Raw genomic sequence first — 21,653 nt, 5'->3', positions numbered from 1 at the left:
TGCCACTGACGTACCACCGCACACCGGGCGCCGTGCCCGCGCTGTCCGCTCCCCGCCTTTCAGGGGGTGTCCATTGGTACGTATCCGGGTTCTGGTGGTGGACGACCACCGTATTTTCGCCGAATCGCTCGCAGCCGCGCTCGCGGCCGAGCCCGATGTGGATGTCGCGGCGGCGGGCAGTGGTCCCGCCGCGCTGCGCTGTCTGGACCGGGGAGCGGCCGAGGGGCGCAGATTCGATGTGATGCTCGTCGACGCCGACCTCGGCACGGTCGCGGGAGCGGCCGGAGGCACGGCGGCGGGACCGGTTCAGGTGCCGGTCGCGCGCGCCGTGCCGGACGACGGTGAGACGGTGCCGGTCGACGGCATCTCGCTGGTCGCCGGGGTCCGCTCCGGCCAGCCGTCCGTCCGTACGGTCGTGCTCGCCGAGAAGGACGACCCGCGCCGCGCCGCGCTGGCGCTCCAGGCGGGCGCGTCCGGCTGGGTCGCGAAGGACTGCTCGCTCCAACGGCTGCTCGCCGTGATGCGGGGCGTCCTGCGGGACGAGACGCATCTGCCGCCCGCCCTGCTCACGGGCGTGCTGCGGGAGCTGACGGCCGCGCGCAAGCACCGCACGGAGAGCGAACGGCTGGTCGAGTCGCTCACCCCGCGCGAGCGCGAGGTACTGCGCTGCATGGTCGCGGGCCTCGGCCGCAAGGCCGTCGCCGAGCGGCTCTTCCTCTCTCCGCACACCGTCCGCACGCATATGCAGAACGTGCTGGGGAAGCTGGGCGTGCACTCGACGCTGGCCGCCGTGGCACTGGCGCGCAGGGCCGGTGTGGGCCCGGTGAGTCTGGCGGCCCAGCCCGCCACATCCACGGGCTGACCGGCGGCGGTCGCCGGACGGGCGGGGTCTTCCGTACCCGTCCGGCGCCGTCGCCGGTGCGCCATTCCATGTACGCGGCCGACCCGGCCACACGACATGGCGCGCGGGGAACAGGGCCGGCCGGTGTGTTCCGGTGCGGTGCCGGGGCACGCGAGCCCAGCAAGATCCGAACGAGCGGCCCTAGCTCGGGACGTTGTCGAACGGCGCCGTCAACTGGCGGAGCAGTGCGGCCAGTTCGGCTCGCTGGGTGCGGGACAGCTCCGCGAGGATCGCGCGTTCCTGGGCCAGCAGTCCGGCGAGCGACTGGTCCGCGCGGTCGCGGCCCTCGGCGGTCAGCCGGACCAGCACCCCGCGCCGGTCGCTGGGGTCGGGCAGCCGCTCGACCAGGCCCTTCTGCGCCAGCCGGTCGATACGGTTCGTCATCGTGCCGGAGGTGACCAGGGTCTGGGTCAGCAGCTGCCCGGGGGAGAGCTGATACGGATCCCCCGCCCGCCGCAGCGAGGTCAGTACGTCGAACTCCCACGGCTCCAGCGCGTGCTCCGAGAACGCGATCCGGCGCGCGCGGTCGAGATGGCGGGCCAGCCTGCTGACACGGCTGAGGACCTCGAGCGGTTCCACGTCGAGGTCGGGGCGCTCTCGGCGCCATGCCGCTACCAGTCGGTCGACCTCGTCCTCCATGACGATCAGTGTAGAGGGTCCCTCGACATGAAGTCTCTTGACGTCAAGATATATTCGGGTGCAGGCTGGGACCGAACCGCCGCAGGCCGCTCCGGCAGCCCGACCCGTGACCGCGATGGGGGCTCGACCATGCACTCCGCACCGTCCGCACCGTCCGCACCGACCTGGGACCCCGCTCAGTACCTCCGGCACGCGGGCCTCCGCAGCCGCCCGTTCCTGGACCTGCTCGCCCGCGTCCCCGAGCCGCCAGGCGCCTCCGCCGGTCCCGCCGCCTCCCCCCGGACGCTCAGGATCGCCGATCTCGGCTGCGGCCCCGGCAATGTCACCGCGCTGCTCGCCGACCGTTGGCCGGCCGCCCGTATCACCGGCTTCGACAACTCGCCGGAGATGCTCGACCGGGCCGGGAAGGAGTACGCCGGCCGCACCCAGGGCGGCGGGGCGATGGAATTCCGGGCCGCCGACCTGACGCGCTGGACCCCCGAGGAACAGGCGTACGGACTGATCGTCTCCAACGCCGCCCTCCAGTGGGTCCCCGGCCACGCCGACTCCTTCGCCGGATGGCTCGACGGCCTCACCCCCGGCGGTGTCCTCGCCTTCCAGGTCCCCGGCAACTTCAACGCCCCGAGCCACGCCCTGCTCGCCGAGCTGTGCGAGTCACCGCGCTGGCGCGAGCGGCTGGCCCGTCCCGACCGGCGCGTCAACACCGTTCTCGAACCCGCCGCCTATCTCGCGCGGCTGACGGACCTCGGCTGCGCGGCGGACGTCTGGGAGACCACCTACCTCCAGCGGCTCACCGGCGAGGATCCGGTCCTCGACTGGGTGAAGGGGACGGCGCTGCGGCCCGTCCTCACCGCGCTCGACGGGGACACGAAGGCGACGGAGGAGTTCGTGGGGGAGTACCGCGAGCTGCTCCGCGCGGCCTACCCGCCGGGACCGCACGGCACGGTCTTCCCGTTCCGCCGGATCTTCGCCGTCGCCCGCAAGGAGGACTGAGACCGTGATCACCGCCGTCCACCATGTCCTGCCCGCCGCCCCACCCGACTCGGAGGACGCCCTGCGCGGCTACTAGGTGGACGTACGGGTGGGGATCCCGGAAGCCGCGAACGCCGCACGGGCGGCATCCCCGTACGGCGTTCGCGGTGTGCGGCGACCCGGCGGAGCCGCCAGGGTCCCCGCCCCTCAGAGCCCCTCAGATCTTGCGGTGGCCTATCAGCCGGGGCTTCGGCTCCAGCCCCTCCAGACCGTGCCACGCCAGATTCACCAGATGCGCGGCGACCTCGGCCTTCTTCGGCCGGCGCGTGTCCACCCACCACTGACCGGTCAGCGCCACCATGCCCACCAGCGCCTGCGCGTACAGCGGCGCCAGCTTCGGATCGAAGCCGCGCGCCTTGAACTCCATACCGAGAATGTCCTCGACCTGGGTGGCGATATCGCTGATCAGTGACGCGAAGGTGCCCGTGGACTGCGCGACCGGGGAGTCACGGACCAGGATGCGAAAGCCGTCCGTATATGTCTCGATATAGTCGAGCAGCGCGAACGCGGCCTGTTCCAGCAGCTCACGGGGGTGCCCGGCGGTCAGCGCACCGGTCACCATGTCCAGGAGCTGACGCATCTCGCGGTCCACGACCACCGCGTACAGCCCCTCCTTGCCGCCGAAGTGCTCGTAGACGACAGGCTTGGACACCCCGGCCTTCGCCGCGATCTCCTCCACCGACGTGGCCTCGAAGCCCTTCTCCGCGAAGACGGTACGGCCGATGTCCAGCAACTGCTCACGGCGTTCCGCACCGGTCATCCGGACCCGGCGGGCGCGTCGGCTCCCCGTGGTCCGGCCCTTCTCGGTGCTGCCCTGCTTGCTGGTACTGCCGTCGATCGCCACGGTGCCCATCATGCCTTGGCAGGTGCGCTCTTGCGCCGTGAGTCCACCCGGGAAGCGCTGGGCCAGCGCACGTCCGAAGCCCAGCCCAGCAGCTCGAACCAGCGGATGATCCTGGCACTGGAATCGACCTGGCCCCTGAGCACACCGTGCCGCGCGCTCGTCGGGTCCGCGTGATGGAGGTTGTGCCACGACTCGCCGCAGGAGAGCACCGCGAGCCACCACACATTGCCCGAACGGTCACGCGACTTGAAAGGACGCTTGCCGACCGCGTGACAGATCGAGTTGATCGACCACGTGACATGGTGCAGCAGCGCCACCCGGACCAGCGAACCCCAGAAGAACGCCGTGAAGGCACCCCACCAGGACATCGTCACCAGACCGCCGACCAGCGGCGGAAGCGCCAGCGAGACGACCGTCCACAGCGCGAACTGCCGGGAGATCGAGCGGATGGCCGGGTCCCTGATCAGATCCGGCGCGTACTTGTGCTGCGGAGTCTGCTCCTCGTCGAACAGCCAGCCGATATGCGCCCACCACAGCCCCTTCATCAGGGCCGGCAGCGTCTCGCCGAACCGCCAGGGCGAGTGGGGATCACCCTCGGCGTCCGAGAACTTGTGATGCTTGCGATGGTCCGCCACCCAGCGGACCAGCGGACCCTCCACGGCCAGCGAACCGGCCACGGCGAGCGCGATCCGCAGCGGGCGCCTCGCCTTGAAGGAACCATGGGTGAAGTAACGGTGATAGCCGATCGTGACGCCATGGCAGCCGATGTAGTACATGACCACCATCAGGCCCAGATCGAGCCAGCTCACCCCTCCCCACATCCACGCCAGCGGCACCGCCGCGAGCAGGGCGAGGAAAGGGATGACGATGAAGAGCAGCAGAGCGATCTGCTCGATGGACCCCTTGCTGTCCCCGCCGAGCGTGGCGGAGGGAAGCGGGGCGCCGTCTGCGGACTGGGGAGGAAGGGAGGAATCTTCGATCACATCGGGGGGTGTGGTCATTGGGGTCCCCTGGGGTGAGGAATGGGGCAGAAACCTGGATACGGGTGCGTAACCTACGGCATCGTAAGTATGGCAGCGCCGAACGCCGCGACAAGAGGCCTGTGGATAACACCAGGCGAAGGACACCTATCCTTGTGGACGTCGGACAGCGCGGTCCGCGAAGTCTCCAGAACCCTCCAGACGTGCTCAAACACTGCAAGGAGCCGCACCTGTGAGCAGTGCCGACCAGACCCCATCCGCCAGCGCGGAGCTGCGCTCAGACATCCGCCGTCTAGGTGACCTGCTGGGCGAGACCCTCGTACGCCAGGAAGGCCCCGAACTTCTCGACCTGGTCGAGCGTGTACGCGCGTTGACACGCGAGAACGGCGAGGCAGCGGCCGAACTCCTCGGCGACACCGACCTGGAGACCGCGGCCAAACTGGTCCGCGCCTTCTCCACCTACTTCCATCTCGCCAACGTCACCGAACAGGTCCACCGAGGCCGGGAGATGCGCGAACGGCGCGCGGCCGAGGGCGGGCTCCTGGCCCGTACCGCCGACCGGCTCAAGGACGCCGACCCGGAGCACCTGCGCGAAACCGTCAAGAACCTCAACGTACGGCCCGTGTTCACCGCGCACCCCACCGAGGCCGCGCGCCGCTCCGTACTGAACAAGCTCCGCCGCGTCGCCGAACTGCTGGAGGCACCCGTCATCGCCTCCGACCGGCGCCGCCACGATCTGCGGCTCGCCGAGTCCATCGACCTCATCTGGCAGACCGACGAACTCCGCGTCGTCCGGCCCGAGCCCGTCGACGAGGCGCGCAACGCCATCTACTACCTCGACGAACTGCACGCCGGCGCCGTCGGCGACGTCCTGGAGGACCTCGTCGGCGAGCTGGAGCGCGTCGGCGTCGAACTGCCCCCCGGCACCAGGCCGCTCACCTTCGGCTCCTGGATCGGCGGCGACCGCGACGGAAACCCGAACGTCACCCCCCAGGTCACCCGTGAAGTACTGATCCTCCAGCACGAGCACGGCATCACCGACGCGCTGGAACTCATCGACCAGCTCCGCGGCCAGCTCTCCAACTCCATCCGCTACACCGGCGCCACCGAGGAACTGCTCACCTCCCTGCGGACCGACCTGGAACGGCTCCCCGAGATCAGCCCCCGCTACAAGCGGCTCAACGCCGAGGAGCCCTACCGCCTCAAGGCGACCTGCATCCGCCAGAAGCTCGTCAACACCCGCGAGCGCCTCGCCAAGGGCACCCCGCACGACGACGGCCGCGACTACCTCGGCACCGCCGAACTCCTCGACGACCTCACCCTCATCCAGACCTCCCTGCGCGAACACCGCGGCGGCCTCTTCGCCGACGGCCGCATGGACCGTACGATCCGTACGCTCGCCGCCTTCGGCCTCCAGCTCGCCACCATGGACGTACGGGAACACGCCGACGCCCACCACCACGCGCTCGGACAGCTCTTCGACCGGCTCGGCGAGGAATCCTGGCGCTACAGCGACATGCCGCGCGACTACCGGCAGAAACTGCTCGCCAAGGAACTGCGCTCGCGCCGCCCCCTCGCCCCCAGCCCCGCCCCCCTCGACGCCGCCGGACACAAGACCCTCGGCGTCTTCCTCACCGTCAAGGAAGCCTTCGAGCGCTTCGGCCCCGAAGTCATCGAGTCGTACATCATCTCCATGTGCCAGGGCGCCGACGACGTCTTCGCCGCCGCCGTACTGGCCCGCGAGGCCGGACTGATCGATCTGCACGGCGGCTGGGCCAAGATCGGCATCGTCCCGCTGCTGGAGACCACCGACGAACTGCGCTCCGCCGACGTCATCCTCGACGAGATGCTCGCCGACCCCTCCTACCGCCGACTCGTCTCCCTGCGCGGCGACGTCCAGGAGGTCATGCTCGGCTACTCCGACTCCTCCAAGTTCGGCGGCATCACCACCTCCCAGTGGGAGATCCACCGGGCCCAGCGCCGGCTGCGCGACGTCGCCCACCGCCACGGCGTACGGCTGCGGCTCTTCCACGGCCGCGGCGGCACCGTCGGCCGCGGCGGCGGCCCCTCCCACGACGCGATCCTCGCCCAGCCCTGGGGCACGCTGGAGGGCGAGATCAAGGTGACCGAACAGGGCGAGGTCATCTCCGACAAGTATCTGATCCCCTCCCTGGCCAGGGAGAATCTGGAACTGACCGTCGCCGCCACCCTCCAGGCATCCGCCCTGCACACCGCGCCGCGCCAGTCCGGCGAGGCACTGGCCCGCTGGGACGCGGCGATGGACACCGTCTCCGACGCCGCGCACGCCGCGTACCGGGGCCTTGTCGAGGACCCCGACCTGCCCGCCTACTTCTTCGCCTCCACCCCCGTCGACCAGCTCGCCGACCTCCATCTCGGCTCCCGCCCCTCCCGGCGGCCCGACTCGGGCGCCGGACTCGACGGGCTGCGGGCCATCCCCTGGGTCTTCGGCTGGACCCAGTCACGCCAGATCGTGCCCGGCTGGTACGGCGTCGGCTCCGGACTGAAGGCACTGCGCGAGGCCGGACCCGACACCGTGCTCGACGAGATGTACGAGCACTGGCACTTCTTCCAGAACTTCCTCGCGAACGTCGAGATGACGCTCGCCAAGACCGATCTGCGGATCGCCCGCCACTATGTGGACACACTCGTGCCGGACGAGCTGAAGCATGTCTTCGCCGGCATCGAGACCGAGCATGCGCTCACCGTGGCGGAGGTGCTGCGGATCACCGGCGGCGAGAAGCTCCTCGACTCCAACCCGGCGCTCCAGCAGACCTTCGCGATCCGGGACGCCTACCTCGACCCGATCTCCTACCTCCAGGTCTCGCTGCTGGCACGCCAGCGCGCGGCGGCCGAGCACCAGGAGACCCCCGACCCGCTGCTCGCGCGGGCGCTGCTGCTGACGGTCAACGGGGTCGCGGCCGGACTGCGCAACACCGGCTGACCACGGCACGACCCGAGGGACACGTGGCCCGAGGGACGCGTGGTCTCGGAGGACGCACGGCCTGATGTACGGCACCGCCCCGCTCCGGGAAACCCGGGCGGGGCGGTTCTGTGCGGTACGGGAGCGGATTCGTACGGTACGGGAGCGGTTCCGTACCGTACGCGCGAGCGGTTCCGTACCGTACGCGCGCGAGCGGGCTCGTACGGTACGCGCGCGGCGCGCGGACGGTCAGACCGCGAAGAACGCGGCCAGCAGCAGCGCCACGCCCGCCAGCGCCGTCCCCCACGCCGTCCGGGTCAGCCGCAGCCCGCCGCCGACGATCAGGGAAGCCAGCAGCAGCGCCCCGCCGAGCGGCACCCACGCGTACAGCAGACCGGCCGTACCCGTACGCACCAGCTCGTCCGTATCGGGCTTCACCACGACCGGGAACCGCTCGCCCTTCTTCACGGCGACCGACTGCCCGATCGTCATCCCGGCCCGCGGCCCCTGCGGTCCGTCCGGGTCGTAGGGCCCGGTGCAGCTCTCGTCCGCACAGCGCTCCACCGTCAGCGTGCCGTGCTCACGGCCCTTGGCGAGCACCACATGCTGGGCCGAGCTCCAGGACGACCAGACACCCGCGACCAGGAGCAGCAGGGCGATACAGGCCATCGCCGCCCGGCGCCCGAACGACAGCACGCGGTCGGAACTGCTCCGCTTCCCCTTCATAGGGCGGGATCTTTGGCCATGGGCACATGCCCGGTCAACTTCCGGCGGCGGAACGACGGGGAATGCGGAGGTTGTCAGGAGTTGTACGTGCTCTGCGCGCGCTCCAGCCCCTCCAGCACCAGCGCCTCCACCGCGTCCGCCGCCCGGTCCACGAAGTAGTCCAGCTCCTTGCGCTCCGCCGACGAGAAGTCCTTCAGCACGAAGTCCGCCACCTGCATCCGGCCCGGCGGCCGGCCGATCCCGAACCGCACCCGGTGATAGCCCGGACCCATCGCCTTCGTCATCGACTTCAGCCCGTTGTGGCCGTTGTCCCCGCCGCCCAGCTTCAGCCGCAGCGTGCCGTAGTCGATGTCCAGCTCGTCATGGACCGCGACGATCCGCTCCGTCGGCACCTTGTAGAAATCACGCAGCCCGACGACCGGGCCCCCGGAGAGATTCATATACGACGTGGGCCTGGCCAGCACGACCCGGCGGCCCGCGGGACCCGGCGGCCCGAACCGGCCCTCGACCACCGTGGCCTGCGCCTTCTGCGCCCGCCGGAACGAACCGCCGATACGGGCCGCCAGCAGATCGGCCACCATGAACCCGACATTGTGCCGGTTGGCCGCATAGCCCGGACCCGGGTTCCCCAGGCCCACGACCAGCCAGGGGGCGTTGGCATCTGTCGTCATCCGCGCTGCGTCTCCTCGCATACGTATACGGGTGCGGAACGAACGTACGGGCGGTGCGCCCGGTGGCCCCGGCGGTGCCCCGCCAGGTGCCCCGCGCGGCGCTCCGCACAGGCGAACGGGGTGGCGGGGCCGTCCGGCGGCCCGCCACCCCGTGGGGCACAGCGTACGGATCAGGCCTCGGAGCCCTCGGCGCCGCCCTCGCCCTCCGCGGCCGGCTCCTCGGCCTGCGCCGACAGGACCTGGATGACGACCGCGTCCGCGTCCGTCACCAGCGTCGTGCCGGACGGCAGCGGGACATCCTTGGCCGCGATCGAGTCACCGGCGTCCAGACCCGCGACGGAGACCGTGACGGAATCCGGGATGTGGGTGGCCTCGGCCTCGACGGTCAGGGTGTTGAGCACGTTCTCCAGCAGGTTGGCGCCCGGGGCGAGCTCACCCTCGGTGTGCACCGCGACCTCGACGGTGACCTTCTCGCCGCGCTTCACCGCGAGCAGGTCGACATGCTCGATGTGACCCCTGATCGCGTTGCGCTGCACCGCCTTCGGGATGACCAGCTCGCTGCGGCCCTCGATGTCCAGACCGATCAGCGCGTTCGCGGTCTTCAGCGCCATCATCAGGTCGTGGCCCGGCAGGGTCACATGGACGGTGTCCGCGCCGTGGCCGTAGATGACCGCGGGGACCTTGTTGGCGCGACGCGTACGGCGGGCGGCGCCCTTGCCGAACTCGGTACGGATCTCCGCGCTGATCTTCACTTCAGCCATGGCTGCACTCCTCGTAGTAATGAGCGAAAGGTGACCGGAATCGGCCGTCACCCGGCCACGACAGGCCTGCTACGAAGAGCGCGTCGATAACGGACCGCCGCACCGGAACAGTGCGGCCTCCCTCGCCGAGCAACTCGCTGAGTCTACCCGGCGGGGAGGCCGCCCAGAAATCGATCTTCCACCGTCACCACGAGGCCGGGCCCCGCGGGAGGAGTGCCGCAAGCGGTGCAAGCCGCCCAAGCAGCGCAAGCGGTACAAGCAGGGACGTTACGCCTGCTCGTCGAAGAGACTCGTCACGGAACCGTCCTCGAAGACCTCACGCACCGCACGGGCGATCGTCGGCGCGATCGACAGAACCGTGATCTTGTCCAGATCCAGATTGCCCGGATCCGGCAGCGAATTCGTGAACACGAACTCACTCACCTGCGAATTCTTCAACCGATCAGCCGCCGGACCCGACAGCACACCATGCGTCGCCGTCACGATCACATCCTCCGCGCCATGCGCGAACAGCGCGTCCGCCGCGGCGCAGATCGTGCCACCCGTATCGATCATGTCGTCGACCAGGACACACACCCGGCCCGCCACATTGCCGACCACCTCGTGGACCGTCACCTGATTCGCGACATCCTTGTCGCGCCGCTTGTGAACGATCGCCAGCGGTGCGCCCAGCCGGTCGCACCAGCGGTCCGCGACCCGCACCCGCCCCGCGTCCGGCGACACCACCGTCAGCTTCGACCGGTCCACCTTCCCCGCCACATAGTCCGCCAGGACCGGCAGCGCGAAGAGATGATCCACCGGACCGTCGAAAAAGCCCTGGATCTGATCCGTGTGCAGATCCACCGTCAGGATCCGGTGCGCACCCGCCGTCTTCATCAGATCCGCCACCAGCCTGGCCGAGATCGGCTCCCGGCCACGGTGCTTCTTGTCCTGACGGGCATACCCGTAGAAGGGAACGATCACCGTGATGCTCCGGGCCGAAGCCCGCTTCAGAGCATCGATCATGATGAGCTGTTCCATGATCCACTTATTGATCGGAGCCGTGTGGCTCTGGATCAGAAAACAGTCCGCACCGCGCGCCGACTCCTGATACCGGACATAGATCTCACCATTGGCGAAATCGAATGCCTTGGTGGGCACAATCCCCACACCCAGTTGATGGGCAACCTCCTCGGCCAGCTCGGGGTGGGCGCGGCCGGAAAAGAGCATCAGCTTCTTCTCGCCGGTCGTCTTGATCCCGGTCACAGCACTGTCTCCTCAGACGTGTTGATGGCCGCTGCGCCCGCGTGTCCCCTGCGAGCCAGCCGAATCGTGCAGATATCACGGTACGCCGAGAACGGCGCATCTGTTTCCGGTCAGCTTTCGCTCTCGGCGCTCCCAGGCGCCGTACGAGCCGTCTCGGCCGCCTGCGCCGCGGCACTCCCCGGACGCTTCCTGGCCACCCAACCCTCGATATTCCGCTGCTGGCCCCGGGCGACAGCCAGCGCACCCGCCGGAACGTCCTTCGTGATCACCGACCCGGCCGCCGTGTACACACCGTCCCCGACAGTGACGGGCGCCACAAACATATTGTCCGCACCCGTCCGGCAGTGAGACCCGATCGTCGTGTGGTGCTTGTGCACCCCGTCGTAGTTCACGAACACGCTCGCCGCACCGATGTTCGTGTGCTCCCCGATCGTCGCGTCCCCCACATACGACAGATGCGGCACCTTCGTGCCCTCGCCGATCGTCGCGTTCTTCAACTCCACATACGTACCGGCCTTCGACCGCACCCCCAGCCGCGTACCCGGCCGCAGATAGGCATACGGACCCACGAGCGCCGCCTCACCCACCACCGCGCCGTCCGCGACCGTATTGTCCAACCGGGCGCCCGCACCGACCTGCGTGTCCCTCAGCCGCGAATTCGGCCCGACCTCCGCGCCCTCGGCCAGATGCGTGGACCCCAGAAGCTGCGTACCCGGATGCACCACCGCGTCCGGCTCGAACGTCACCGTCACATCCACCAGCACCGACGCCGGATCGACCACCGTCACCCCCGCCAGCATCGCCCGCTCCAGCAGCCGCCCATTCAGCAGCCGGCGCGCCTCCGCGAGCTGGACCCGGTTGTTGATCCCCAGGATCTCCCGGTGATCGACCGCGACCGACGCACCCACCCGGTGCCCGGCCTCCCGCAGAATGCCCAGCACATCCGTGAGGTACTCCTCACCCTGGCTGTTGTCCGTACGGACCTTCCCCAGCGCGTCCGCGAGCAGCTGCCCGTCGAACGCGAACACCCCCGAATTGATCTCCCGGATCGCACGCTGCGCGTCGGTGGCGTCCTTGTGCTCCACGATCGCCGTGACCGCGCCGCTCGCGCCGTCCCTGACGATCCGCCCGTACCCGGACGAGTCCGGAACCTCGGCGGTCAGCACCGTCACCGCGTTACCGTCGGCCGCGTGGGTCGCGGCCAGCGCCCTGAGCGTCTCACCGGTCAGCAGCGGGGTGTCACCGCATACGACGACCACGGTCCCGTCGGGCGTCCCGCCCAACTCCTGAAGCCCGATCCGCACCGCGTGCCCGGTGCCGTTCTGCTCGGCCTGATAAGCGGTGCGCACCCCCTCGTACGCGACGGAAAGGTGCTCCTCGACCTGCTCCCGGGCATGCCCGACAACGACGACGAGCTGCTCGGGCCCCAGCTCACGGGCCGCGGACACGACATGTCCGACGAGCGAGCGCCCGCAGACCTCATGCAGAACCTTGGGAGTCCTGGACTTCATGCGGGTCCCTTCACCCGCTGCGAGAACGACGACGGCTGCCGGGCGGATGGCGCTCACGGGAATGCCCTTCGGCTTTCGGGTGGTGGACACCCGCAGGATACCGGGGGGTTTCGACGCGGAAACGAGGACGGGTCCCGACCGGTGCGGTCGGGACCCGAAAACTAGTCGAAACGGGGCAGCTCCCCCATCAGGACTCGAACCTGAACAGGCGCAGTCAAAGTGCGCAGTGCTGCCGATTACACCATGGGGGACCGTAGGTGACTGAACCGGCTATTCGGCTGGGCTGTCGGTTCGGTCCCCAACACTATGCCGTACCAGGCCCCCTCGACGCGACGGTAGAGATCGGCGCTTTGGGTAACCCGGACCACGAGGCAGCCTCGATAGACCTCACTGACGTTCTTTCGTACCGTCTTGGGGTTGTGCTTCTTCAGGGTCGTCTTCTGGAAGGTGGACACGTCGACGCCGGCGAGGTCCGCCCAGTACCGTTCTGCGGCTTCCACGTCGGCGGACTCGTGGATCATCACGCGGTAGCGCAGCCGCTCGGGGCCAACTCCGAGCAAGCCGAGCCATGCGAGATATACGCGGATGACACTCGGGTCGCTGTTGACGAAGATGACACTCTCGCGGCGTGCGTACGACTTGTCCTTGGTCCCCTCGGCCCAGTACAGGGCCACGCCGGTCACGAACAGATCCCGGTCGCTCATCGTGCCGATCTCGGCGGTCGCTGCGGCCTTGGTTGTCCGACGCTCCTCGTCCCGTACCGCCAGCTCGTGCTCCCAGCGCTTCTTCGCTGCCAGCTTCGCCTGCTCCTTCGTGTCGCGCCGCTCCGGCTTCGGCAGGTCTCGTACCCACAGTGAGATCGAACTCTTCGAGCATCCCAGCTCAAGCTGTATCTGGTCGTACGTGAGGCCCTTCAGGCGCAGCTCTCGTGCCTTCTCGCGGAGGTCGTCCTTCGCGTTCGGGCGCTTGGTCCACTCCGGGGGCGGCGCGCCCTCCAGGAGGAGGTTGAGGATGTCGTTGTTGTCGACATAGAGGCGGTCCCGGATCTGGCGACGGCTGAGGCCTTCACGGCGCAGCGCCACCGCCTGTGCGCGGAGTCCCTCGAAGTCGGCATATTTGCTGTGGATTGCTGTCATAGGGGAGATCGTCGTCCGGAATCGGGACGTGCGGATCGAGTGCGGGGGCTATTCACCAGTTCGAGGGATCGACGGGTGTTCCCGGCGTGTTCGGTCGCGTTCCGTGGTGGGGCGGTCGCCGGAAAATGGGGTGCGGGCGCCCGTAGGGTGGGAGACATGACCACAACGGGGGCGCATCAGGACGCCGCGGGAGTGACTCCCCGCGGTTTGTGGTGGTGGGGGCGGTGGCGGAGTGCCGTGCTGGATGTGGGGCTGGCGCTGGTGTCGGCGCTGGAGTGTGCGCTGGAGGGGGTCCGGTTCGCGGATACCGCCGCGTTGCCGGTCCCTGTGGGGGTGCTGTTCGGGCTGTTCGCGGGGGCGGTTCTGCTGGTGCGGCGGCGGTGGCCGTTCGCCGTGGTGTTGGTCTCGATCGCGATCACGCCGGCGGAGATGGGCTATCTGATGGGGCTGGTCGGGCTGTACACGCTCGCCGCCTCGGAGGCGCCACGCAGGATCATCGGCGCGCTGGCCGGGATGTCGCTGGTGGGGACGCTGATCGTCACGTTCGTACGGACCCGGCAGAACGTGGCGGACACGGCGTTCGACTCGGCGCGCTGGTATGTGCCCGTGGTCGCGGTTCTGATGTCGGTGGGGCTGACCGCGCCGCCGGTGCTGTTCGGGCTCTATGTCGGGGCGAGACGGCGGCTGATGGAGAGCCTGCGGGAGCGGGCGGACAGTCTGGAGCAGGAGCTTTCGCTGCTCGCCGACCGCGCGGAGCAGCGTGCGGAGTGGGCGCGTACGGAGGAGCGGACGCGGATCGCGCGTGAGATGCACGATGTGGTGGCGCATCGGGTGAGTCTGATGGTGGTGCACGCGGCGGCGTTGCAGGCGGTGGCGTTGAAGGATCCGCCGAAGGCCGTGAAGAACGCGGCGCTGGTGGGTGATATGGGGCGGCAGGCGCTGACGGAGCTGCGGGAGATGCTCGGGGTGCTGCGGGCGGGTGAGCAGGTGGCGGCGCGTAAGGCGGCGGACGGTGTGCCGGGGGAGGTGTTCTCGCCGGGGGTTCCGTTGGCGGCTGTGGGGCGGGCGGCCGCGGCGGCGGCTGCCGCGGCGGCGGGGGACGGTCCTGGTATGGGGGACATAGAGGCGTTGGTGGGCCAGTCCCGGGAGACGGGGATGGTGGTGGAGCTTTCGGTGCAGGGGGAGTCGCGTCCGTATGCGCCGGAGGTGGAGCAGACGGCGTACCGGGTGGTGCAGGAGGCGCTGACGAATGTGCTGAAGCACGCGGCGGGCGCGAAGGTGATGGTCCGGCTGGCGCACCGGGAGGCGGAGGTCGCGATGCAGGTGGAGAACGGGCCTTCGGACGGTGGTGCGCAGGACGCGGGGCTGCCGAGCGGGGGCAACGGTCTGGTGGGGATGCGGGAGCGGGTGCTGGCGCTGGGCGGGGTGTTCGTGTCGGGGGAGACGGACGCGGGGGGTTTCCGGGTGTCGGCGGTGCTGCCGGACCGCGCGTCCGCGTAGGGACGGTCGTTTTTTGGGAGCCGGTGTTCGAGGGCCGCTGACGGTTCCGGGGCGGGCCGGAGTCGGCCCGGCGGGCGGGGTCAGCCTGTGGCCGAGGTCAGTCTCGACGGTTCCATGCCGGTGAGCAGGGTGCCGAGTGCCCGGTCGAGGTCCGGGCCCAGGTACCAGTCGCCGGTGTGGTCGATGCTGAAGACGCGTCCGGCGGTGTCGATGGCGAGGACGGCCTGTCCGTCGTTCTCTTCGCCGAGCGGGCTGATCTCGGTGTCGAGGGACCGGCCGAGGTCCGCGAGGGTACGGGCGAGGTGGAGGCCGGCCAGCGGGTCGATCAGCAGGGAGGCGGGGGCTATCTGGCGGCCGGGTCCGGGCGCGGTGAGGCGCAGTCCGCCGAATTCGGCCCAGGCCTCGACGGCGGCGGGGAAGACGTTGAGCCGGTGTCCCGCGGGGGTGATGTGGGCGCGCAGGGCGTCGGCCCATTCCTCGGCCTGCCGCATGTCCCGGCGTCCTGGCCGCCAGCCCGCCTCGCGCAGCGCGGCGTCGACGGGTACGGGGAAGCGGGTGGTGTCGAGGTCGGGCATGGTCAGCCGTTCTGGGTGGGGTCGACGGGGCGTACGCCGAAGTGTGCGAGGAGCGCCGAGCAGGAGCGGCAGGGCGGGGCGTAGCCGCCGTGCAGCGGGTCGCCGTCCTCGCGGATGCGACGGGCCGTCAGTTTGGAGTGTTTGAGGGTACGGCGTGCCTCGCCGTGGGTGAGGGGTTTGCGGCGGGCTCGTTTGGAGCGGTCGGCCTCGGCGGCGGTGAGGTGACGGGAGAGCAGGATCGCCTCGGGGCAGCGTCCGGTGAAACGTTCCCGTTGGCCGCTGGTGAGGGTGTCGAGGAAGTCCTGTACGAGGGGGTGGAGTTCGGGTGGCTGGTCGCCCTTGCCCCCGGTGCAGGTGAGGGTTGTGCGGCCGCGTACGGAGAGCGCGGCGGCGACGGCGGGCAGGATGCCGTCGCGGCGCCGGTGGAGTACGGGCGGACGGTGTGGTTCGGTGCTGCTCCAGCCGAGGCGTGGGTCGCCGGATGCGTCTGTCGATGCGGTGTGCAAGTGCTGTCCCCTCCCCGTGCCCGCGGCGGTAGCCGCTGGTGTCACGCCCCCGGTTGTGTGGACAGACTGCCAAATACGACGGGCGGTCGGGAAGCTGGGGCGTGAATCATGGCGTGGCGTCGGCGCTGGGTCACCCGCGCGTGACCGTTGGTCACCGGTTCGGGGGAGGCGTGATGGCCGGGGTGGACGCGGGGATGATGATCGGATCGGCCCTGTGGAGGAGCGTCGGAGCCCCTCTTGTCCCACCGCATAGGCTGTGCGGCATCAGGGCTGTGGAACCAGCCGGACGCACCAGGGGGCAACCGCCATGACGACAGGTCGGCTCGGGCAGCAAGCCGCGCCACCGAACGCGGCCTACGCCGGGCAGGTCGTGCATTTCCCGGACCCGGTCCGGGCTTCCCGGCATCCCAGAGGGGTGCGGGTGGATGGCACCGGCTTTCCGGATTTCTCGCCGTACGCGCGCGCGGCGGTGGAGATAGCCGAGCCTCCGGAGGGGTTCGGTGTGGACGAGCTGCGGCTGACGGACTACGTGTCGGCCAATGCCGCGCTGCATGCCTCGGGGCATGAGCTGTGGGACACGGTCCCCTCGGTGGCGACTCCGCACGGCTGGACGTGGCACCACCTTCCGGCCTCGCGCCGGCTGGTGCTGGTGCCGGTCGAGGTGAAGGCGCTGCTGCGGCATCACGGCGGGCTGACGACGACGGCCGTGGACCATGGCAAGCGCGGCACGCGTCCGCTCCAGGAGACCCGGCCGGTGCACTTCGGGCTGCCGAAGGGCGCGGTGTCGGTGAGCGAGCAGCAGTTGCAGGGGGTCGAGGAGGATCTCGGCTATCGGCTGCCCGGTGCGTATCGCGCGTTCCTGAAGGCGGCGGGCGGCTGCGCGCCGGTGGGCGCGGCGCTCGATCCGGAGCTGGGGCTGCTGGTGGACCAGCCGTTCTTCACGGTGCGTGAGGAGGCCGCGGTCAATGACCTGGTGTATGTCAACAAGTGCCTGCGGGACCATCTGACCAAGGACTATCTGGGTGTTGCCTTTGTCCAGGGCGGCATTCTCGCGGTGAAGGTGCGGGGTGACCGGGTGGGTTCGGTCTGGTTCTGCGCGTACGACGACGCCAGGGACCAGGACGGCTGGAGTGTGCGGGAGCGGGTGGAGCGGCTGCTGCTGCCCTGCGGTGAGGACTTCGACGCTTTTCTGCTGAGGCTGGCGGGCAGTCCGCCGGAGCTGGAGACCGTGGCGAACCTGATGGTGGACGGCGGCTTCGCGCGCGCCGTCCCGGTGGAGGGATGAGCGCGATGGTGACCTTCGCGCAGGCGCAGGAGCGCGCGGAAGAGTGGGTCAATGGCGATCTGCCCGGATATCAGCACCGGGAGGTGCGGGTAAGGGAGTTCGAGCTGGGTTTCGTCGTCTGGGCGGAGGACCGCGAGGCGGGGCCCACGTCGGACGGCGGCCGGCAGCGGCTGGTCATCGCGCGGGACAGCGGTGAGGCCACGCTGTGGCCGGGGCTCCCGGTGGGCGAGGTGATCCGCCGGTACGAGGAGGAGTACGGGGTGCCGGAGGCGCCGCCGGCCGCGCCGGAGCCGCCGAGGCGTATCGATCTGAACCAGACGTCGTTCCTGCTGACCCCGCCGGAGTGGCTTCAGGAGGCGGCGGACAGACGGGGTGCTCCGGATCCGTCTTTGGCGGTGCCCCCGTCGGCTGTTCCGGGTGCCGGAGCGGTCTCCGGGCCCGCGCCTTCGCCCGCGGTGTCGTCACCGTCCGCTCCGTCCGCGTCCGCTCCGTCCGCGCCTTCGCCGTCGTCGCCGGGAGGCGGTTACGGCGGTGGCGGTGGCCATGCGTATGTGCCGGCCGCCGGTGACGGCGTGCCCGTTCCGTCCTCGGCTGCGACCGCCGGGGCCACACCCTGGGCGGGGACGGACACCAATGGCGTCGGCTCGGCCGACGAGGGTTCCGTACCGCTGCCCGCGACGGTCTTCGCGCCGCCGCTGTCCGGTTCGGACGACGATGACACGCCGCCGGTCGTGGGCGCCGAGGCGCCGACGGCGCTGATGTCGGGGGGCAGCCAACTGCCGTCCACGGCGGTGAGTCCGATACCGGGCGGGCGCGGTGCCGGTGCCGACGGGGGCGGCGCTGGAGTGTCCCCCGGCGTGCCCGCGGGCGCGGCTGCCGCGGCGCGGCACGGCGGGCGGGGCGGTGACGCGGAGATTCCGCCGTCCGGTGCCCCCGGTGCCCCCGGTGTTCCGGGTGTTCCGGGTGTTCCCGGCGCCTGGCCGCCGGGCGGGGCGCCGCCGCAGTCGGGGCCGGGTGCGCCCGGTGCTCCGGCGGGTGGTTATCTGCCCACGCAGCTGGTCTCGAACACGGGTCCCGAGGGAGCACGGCCGCCGGGTCCGCCCGCCCCTCCTGGCCCTCCTGGTCCGCCCGCTCCTCCTGGTCCGCCCGGCGCCCCGGGTGCGCCTTCCGACGGAGCGCATCTGGCCGAGACGATGCTCGCGGGATCGGGTCCGCCCGCTCCTCCCGGCCCTCCCGGACCCCCGGGACCTCCCGGTGCCCCGGGTGGCCCCGGTACGCCTCCGGGCGGACACGCGGCGACGATGCACGCCGGTCCGAACCACGCCGCTCCGAACCACGGCGCTCCGGGCACCCCACAGCCCCCCGGGCCTCCCGGTCCGCCCGGCGCCCCGGGTGCTCCTATTCAGCCTCCCGGTCCGCCCGGTCCTCCCGGTGTGCCGCCCGGTGGGGCGCACCATGCCGCGACGATGCCGGCGGGATCCGGCCAGGCCGGTCCCGTACCGCCGTCGGCTCCGCGGCCTCCTGGCCCGCCGCATCCGTCCGGTGTGCCCGGGGCCCCTGGCGTGCCGCCGGGCATGCCAGGTCCCGTACCGCCGTCGGCCCAGGGGCAGCCTCCGGCGTACGGCTATCCGCAGCAGCCGCCCGGTCCGCCGACCGTCGGGCCCGGCTATCAGGCCGTGCTCCGCTATCGCGCGCCCGACGGCTCGGAGGCCCAGCTCATCCGGCGCTCCGCACCCGGCACCCCGCACCCCGAGTGGCAGATCCTGCATGAGCTGCGCGCGCTGAACGTGCCGCCGCAGCAGGTGCTCGAACTGCACACGGAGCTGGAGTCGTGCGAGCTGCCCGGCGGGTACTGCGCGCGGATGATCCGGGAGACCTGGCCGCAGGTACGGATCACCAGCGTCGCGCCGTACGGTCAGGATCACGCGAGCCGGCAGCAGGGCATGCGGCATCTGCTGACCCACCAGGGCGAGTTGCACCAGGTCGCGGACGGGCCCGCGCGGCCCGCGCCGGTCCGTGCCCCGCTGCCCCCGATGGCGCCCGCGCCGCCCATTCCGCCGGAGGGGGTCGCGCAGGAGCTGCTGGGGGCGTTCGGTCCGCAGGGCATCTGCCGGTTCGACCAGCGGGCGGTGTCCCGTCAGGGCGTGCCGGAGATCGTGGCGCGCACGCTGGTGTGGGCCGGCCTGCCGGCCGACTTCGGTCCGTTCTTCTGGGCGCAGCCTCCGCATCCGGTGATGCCGACACTGGCCGAGCTGGCCGCGCAGCGGCAGGTGCACGCCGCGCCTGACGCGGGTTCGTATCTGGTGGTGGGCAGCGACTTCGGGCGCGCGCTCTGTGTCCAGTACGGCACGGCGCACATCATGGCGGTGCCGGTGGAGGCGGGCCCCGGCGGGCAGTCGGTGCCGCCGCAGTTCGTCAACACGGGACTGCCCGAGTTCACCAGGTCGCTGGCGCTGCTGGGCCGGATGTGGCGGCTGCGCTTCGGTCTCAACCCGGAGCAGGCGGGCCGCTGGACGGTCGACTTCCAGGCGCAGCTCGTGTCGCTGGACGCGGCGGCGCTGTCGTCGCCGGAGAACTGGTGGTCGGTGCTGCTGGAGCAGATGTGGGACGGGCTGCTGTGAGGTCCGCCGGAGGTGCGCGCGGCGCCTGACGCGCGGCGCCTGACGCGCGGGGGCCGGGACCCGGTAGGGGGTCTCCGGCCCGCCGCGCGGTGGGCCCGTGGGGCTCCAACGCCCTTGTGCTCGCGGACTTACGGGCTCACGGGCTGCACAGGTCTTACGGGTCTTACGGGCCCGCGGACCTCACGGGAAGCTGAGCGTGCGGGCGAACAGCGTGACCAGGATCAGCACCACAGGGAAGCAGACCAGGAACATGGCGAACGTATAGCCCATGATGTCGCGTGCCTTGAGGCCGAGGATCGTCAGCGTGGGCAGCATCCAGAACGGCTGGAGCAGATTGGCACTGGCCTCGCCGAGGTCGTAGACCACGACCACCCAGCCCTGGTTGACATGGAGCTGGTTGGCCGCGTCCAGGACGTACGGCGCCTCGATGACCCACTTGCTGCCGCCGCTGGGGACGAAGACCCCGAGGACGGCGCTGTAGACGGCGATGAAGGCCGGGTAGAAGAACTCGTTCGAGACGGACACCAGCCAGCCGGCGATGGTCTTGCTCAGCCCGGTGAAGGCGATCATCCCGAAGATCCCGCCGTACAGCGGGAATTGGAGCAGTACACCCGAGGCCGCCGGTGTTCCGTCCTTGACGGCCTGGGCCAGGCGTACGGGCCGCCAGTTCAGGATGAGCGCCAGCAGGATGAGGATGAGATTGACGGTGTTGAGGTCGAGGGCGTTGAGGGCGCTGCCCTCCGCGCGGGCGAAGTGCCGTGCCAGGTACCACACACCGAGTGCGAACAGCAGGATCGCGAAGACGGGGCTGTACTCGATCCACTCGCCGGGCCGGCCGCGGCGCAGCGGCGAGCGCTGCTCGGCCACGCTGGGGCCCAGTTCTATGCCGAGCTGTTCGGCCGTCTTCGCGCGCTCCGGTGAGGGTGACAGGAACCAGGCCATGCCCACGGCGACGACGAAGACGACCGCCGTGGCCGCCATGCCCTGCCACAGGAAGATGGTCTCCGTCAGCGGGATCAGACCGCTGCCGCGCCCCTCCTTGATGACCTCCTGGACGGCGGGCGGGCTCGACGCGGCGCTGGCGACCTGGAGCGCCGCCGACCCGGACAGGCCCTGGGCCCAGACGGTGCCGAGTCCGAGGAAGGCCATCGCGCCCAGGGCCCGGTAGTCCACCCCCGTGACCCTGCGGGCGATCTCCTTGGCGAGGATCGCCGTGAAGATCAGGCTGAAGGCCCAGTTCAGGTAGGACGTCACCATCGCCACGGCGGCCGTGAACGCGACGGCCCCGCGCGGTGTCCGGGGTATGAGCGCGATCCTGCCGATCAGCCGGCCGACCGGGGGAGAGACCGCGACCGCGTATCCGGCGATAATGATCATCGCCATTTGCAGGGTGAAGGTGATCAGGGACCAGAATCCCTGGCCCCACGCGTCCACCAGCCCGTATCCGGTCGTCGCCGCCGGATCCGAGGGGGCGCCGTAGAGGCTCTCGCCGGTCGCGAGGCCGAGCGCGAAGACCGCGAAGGTGCCCACCAGTACGAAGCCCAGCGCGTCGGGCAGCCATCTCTCGGAGAAGGCCGTGAAGCGCAGCGCCATCCGTGCCGGCCAGGGTTCCCGGCCGGTCGTCATGTCCGGATCCGGCTCCTGTGGGGGTGCCGTGGTCATCGGGTGTCCTCACTGTCGGGTCAGCCTGTCGGGTCGGCTGACGGGGGAGGATCTTGGGCCCGGGGTGACCGGAACACAATGGAGTCGGACCACATAGCACCCGGCACTTTCATGGGG

General features: G+C 70.5%; 18 protein-coding genes and 1 tRNA gene. 6 read left to right on the top strand and 13 right to left on the bottom strand.

Annotated features, from left to right (window positions below; translation table 11 throughout):
• Positions 1-73: 73 nt before the first annotated feature.
• Positions 74-862 carry a response regulator transcription factor gene (locus tag ACWGDX_RS03445; protein WP_363083355.1) on the top strand — a complete coding sequence of 263 codons (789 nt, stop codon included), beginning with the start codon at positions 74-76 and terminating at the stop codon, positions 860-862.
• A 180-nt stretch (positions 863-1,042) separates the two neighbouring features.
• Here ACWGDX_RS03445 and ACWGDX_RS03440 read toward each other — a convergent pair whose 3' ends face one another.
• Entirely contained in the window at positions 1,043-1,540 is a 498-nt protein-coding gene (locus tag ACWGDX_RS03440; protein ID WP_453621759.1) for a MarR family winged helix-turn-helix transcriptional regulator, read from the bottom strand.
• A 129-nt stretch (positions 1,541-1,669) separates the two neighbouring features.
• On the opposite strand from ACWGDX_RS03440, the gene ACWGDX_RS03435 reads away from it, so the two are divergent.
• Positions 1,670-2,533, top strand: coding sequence for a trans-aconitate 2-methyltransferase (locus tag ACWGDX_RS03435; RefSeq protein ID WP_453621757.1), 864 nt, complete (start codon positions 1,670-1,672; stop codon positions 2,531-2,533).
• A gap of 196 nt (positions 2,534-2,729) precedes the next feature.
• Here the strand turns inward: ACWGDX_RS03435 and ACWGDX_RS03430 are convergent, their stop codons facing one another.
• Both ACWGDX_RS03430 and ACWGDX_RS03425 read right to left on the bottom strand, forming a co-directional pair.
• A complete protein-coding gene (locus ACWGDX_RS03430; protein ID WP_365901573.1) occupies positions 2,730-3,425 on the bottom strand; it encodes a TetR/AcrR family transcriptional regulator in 696 nt (231 codons plus the stop codon).
• Positions 3,425-4,417 carry an acyl-CoA desaturase gene (locus ACWGDX_RS03425; protein ID WP_453621755.1) on the bottom strand — a complete coding sequence of 331 codons (993 nt, stop codon included), beginning with the start codon at positions 4,415-4,417 and terminating at the stop codon, positions 3,425-3,427. Before ACWGDX_RS03425 ends, ACWGDX_RS03430 begins: the two co-directional genes overlap by 1 nt.
• Positions 4,418-4,628: 211 nt before the next feature.
• Between ACWGDX_RS03425 and ppc the strand changes: the two genes are divergently transcribed.
• Positions 4,629-7,358, top strand: coding sequence for a phosphoenolpyruvate carboxylase (gene ppc, locus ACWGDX_RS03420; protein WP_453621753.1), 2,730 nt, complete (start codon positions 4,629-4,631; stop codon positions 7,356-7,358).
• A gap of 228 nt (positions 7,359-7,586) precedes the next feature.
• Here ppc and ACWGDX_RS03415 read toward each other — a convergent pair whose 3' ends face one another.
• The 7 genes from ACWGDX_RS03415 to ACWGDX_RS03385 all read right to left on the bottom strand — a co-directional run bounded on the left by ACWGDX_RS03415 (position 7,587) and on the right by ACWGDX_RS03385 (position 13,387).
• On the bottom strand, positions 7,587-8,063 hold the full coding sequence (locus tag ACWGDX_RS03415) for a hypothetical protein (RefSeq protein WP_453621751.1): 477 nt from the start codon (positions 8,061-8,063) through the stop codon (positions 7,587-7,589).
• Positions 8,064-8,137: 74 nt separating this feature from the next.
• Positions 8,138-8,734, bottom strand: a complete 597-nt coding sequence (pth, locus tag ACWGDX_RS03410; protein WP_453621749.1) for an aminoacyl-tRNA hydrolase — start codon at positions 8,732-8,734, stop codon at positions 8,138-8,140.
• 170 nt (positions 8,735-8,904) lie between these two features.
• Positions 8,905-9,495, bottom strand: a complete 591-nt coding sequence (locus tag ACWGDX_RS03405) for a 50S ribosomal protein L25/general stress protein Ctc (protein WP_453621747.1) — start codon at positions 9,493-9,495, stop codon at positions 8,905-8,907.
• 267 nt (positions 9,496-9,762) lie between these two features.
• Positions 9,763-10,740 carry a ribose-phosphate diphosphokinase gene (locus tag ACWGDX_RS03400; RefSeq protein ID WP_453621745.1) on the bottom strand — a complete coding sequence of 326 codons (978 nt, stop codon included), beginning with the start codon at positions 10,738-10,740 and terminating at the stop codon, positions 9,763-9,765.
• Between the two features lie 110 nt (positions 10,741-10,850).
• Positions 10,851-12,308, bottom strand: a complete 1,458-nt coding sequence (gene glmU / locus ACWGDX_RS03395; protein ID WP_453621846.1) for a bifunctional UDP-N-acetylglucosamine diphosphorylase/glucosamine-1-phosphate N-acetyltransferase GlmU — start codon at positions 12,306-12,308, stop codon at positions 10,851-10,853.
• A 122-nt stretch (positions 12,309-12,430) separates the two neighbouring features.
• Positions 12,431-12,502, bottom strand: a tRNA-Gln gene (locus tag ACWGDX_RS03390).
• Positions 12,488-13,387, bottom strand: a complete 900-nt coding sequence (locus ACWGDX_RS03385; protein WP_453621743.1) for a hypothetical protein — start codon at positions 13,385-13,387, stop codon at positions 12,488-12,490. Before ACWGDX_RS03385 ends, ACWGDX_RS03390 begins: the two co-directional genes overlap by 15 nt.
• Positions 13,388-13,543: 156 nt before the next feature.
• Between ACWGDX_RS03385 and ACWGDX_RS03380 the strand changes: the two genes are divergently transcribed.
• Positions 13,544-14,887: a sensor histidine kinase gene (locus ACWGDX_RS03380; protein ID WP_453621741.1), complete on the top strand. Its 1,344-nt coding sequence runs from the start codon at positions 13,544-13,546 to the stop codon at positions 14,885-14,887.
• A gap of 80 nt (positions 14,888-14,967) precedes the next feature.
• Here the strand turns inward: ACWGDX_RS03380 and ACWGDX_RS03375 are convergent, their stop codons facing one another.
• Together ACWGDX_RS03375 and ACWGDX_RS03370 are read right to left on the bottom strand one after the other, a co-directional pair.
• Entirely contained in the window at positions 14,968-15,462 is a 495-nt protein-coding gene (locus tag ACWGDX_RS03375; protein ID WP_453621739.1) for an SUKH-3 domain-containing protein, read from the bottom strand.
• A gap of 2 nt (positions 15,463-15,464) precedes the next feature.
• On the bottom strand, positions 15,465-15,968 hold the full coding sequence (locus ACWGDX_RS03370; RefSeq protein ID WP_363081112.1) for a YwqJ-related putative deaminase: 504 nt from the start codon (positions 15,966-15,968) through the stop codon (positions 15,465-15,467).
• Between the two features lie 307 nt (positions 15,969-16,275).
• Between ACWGDX_RS03370 and ACWGDX_RS03365 the strand changes: the two genes are divergently transcribed.
• Complete coding sequence (locus ACWGDX_RS03365; protein ID WP_453621737.1) at positions 16,276-17,253, top strand: SMI1/KNR4 family protein; 978 nt, start codon at positions 16,276-16,278, stop codon at positions 17,251-17,253.
• A 5-nt stretch (positions 17,254-17,258) separates the two neighbouring features.
• Positions 17,259-19,874: an SUKH-4 family immunity protein gene (locus ACWGDX_RS03360; RefSeq protein ID WP_453621844.1), complete on the top strand. Its 2,616-nt coding sequence runs from the start codon at positions 17,259-17,261 to the stop codon at positions 19,872-19,874.
• A gap of 180 nt (positions 19,875-20,054) precedes the next feature.
• On the opposite strand, the gene ACWGDX_RS03355 is transcribed toward ACWGDX_RS03360, so the two are convergent.
• Entirely contained in the window at positions 20,055-21,536 is a 1,482-nt protein-coding gene (locus ACWGDX_RS03355) for a short-chain fatty acid transporter (RefSeq protein WP_453621735.1), read from the bottom strand.
• Positions 21,537-21,653: the final 117 nt, after the last annotated feature.

The organism is Streptomyces sp. NPDC055025, from assembly GCF_053608565.1.
This window is presented reverse-complemented; position numbering and strand designations above follow the sequence as displayed.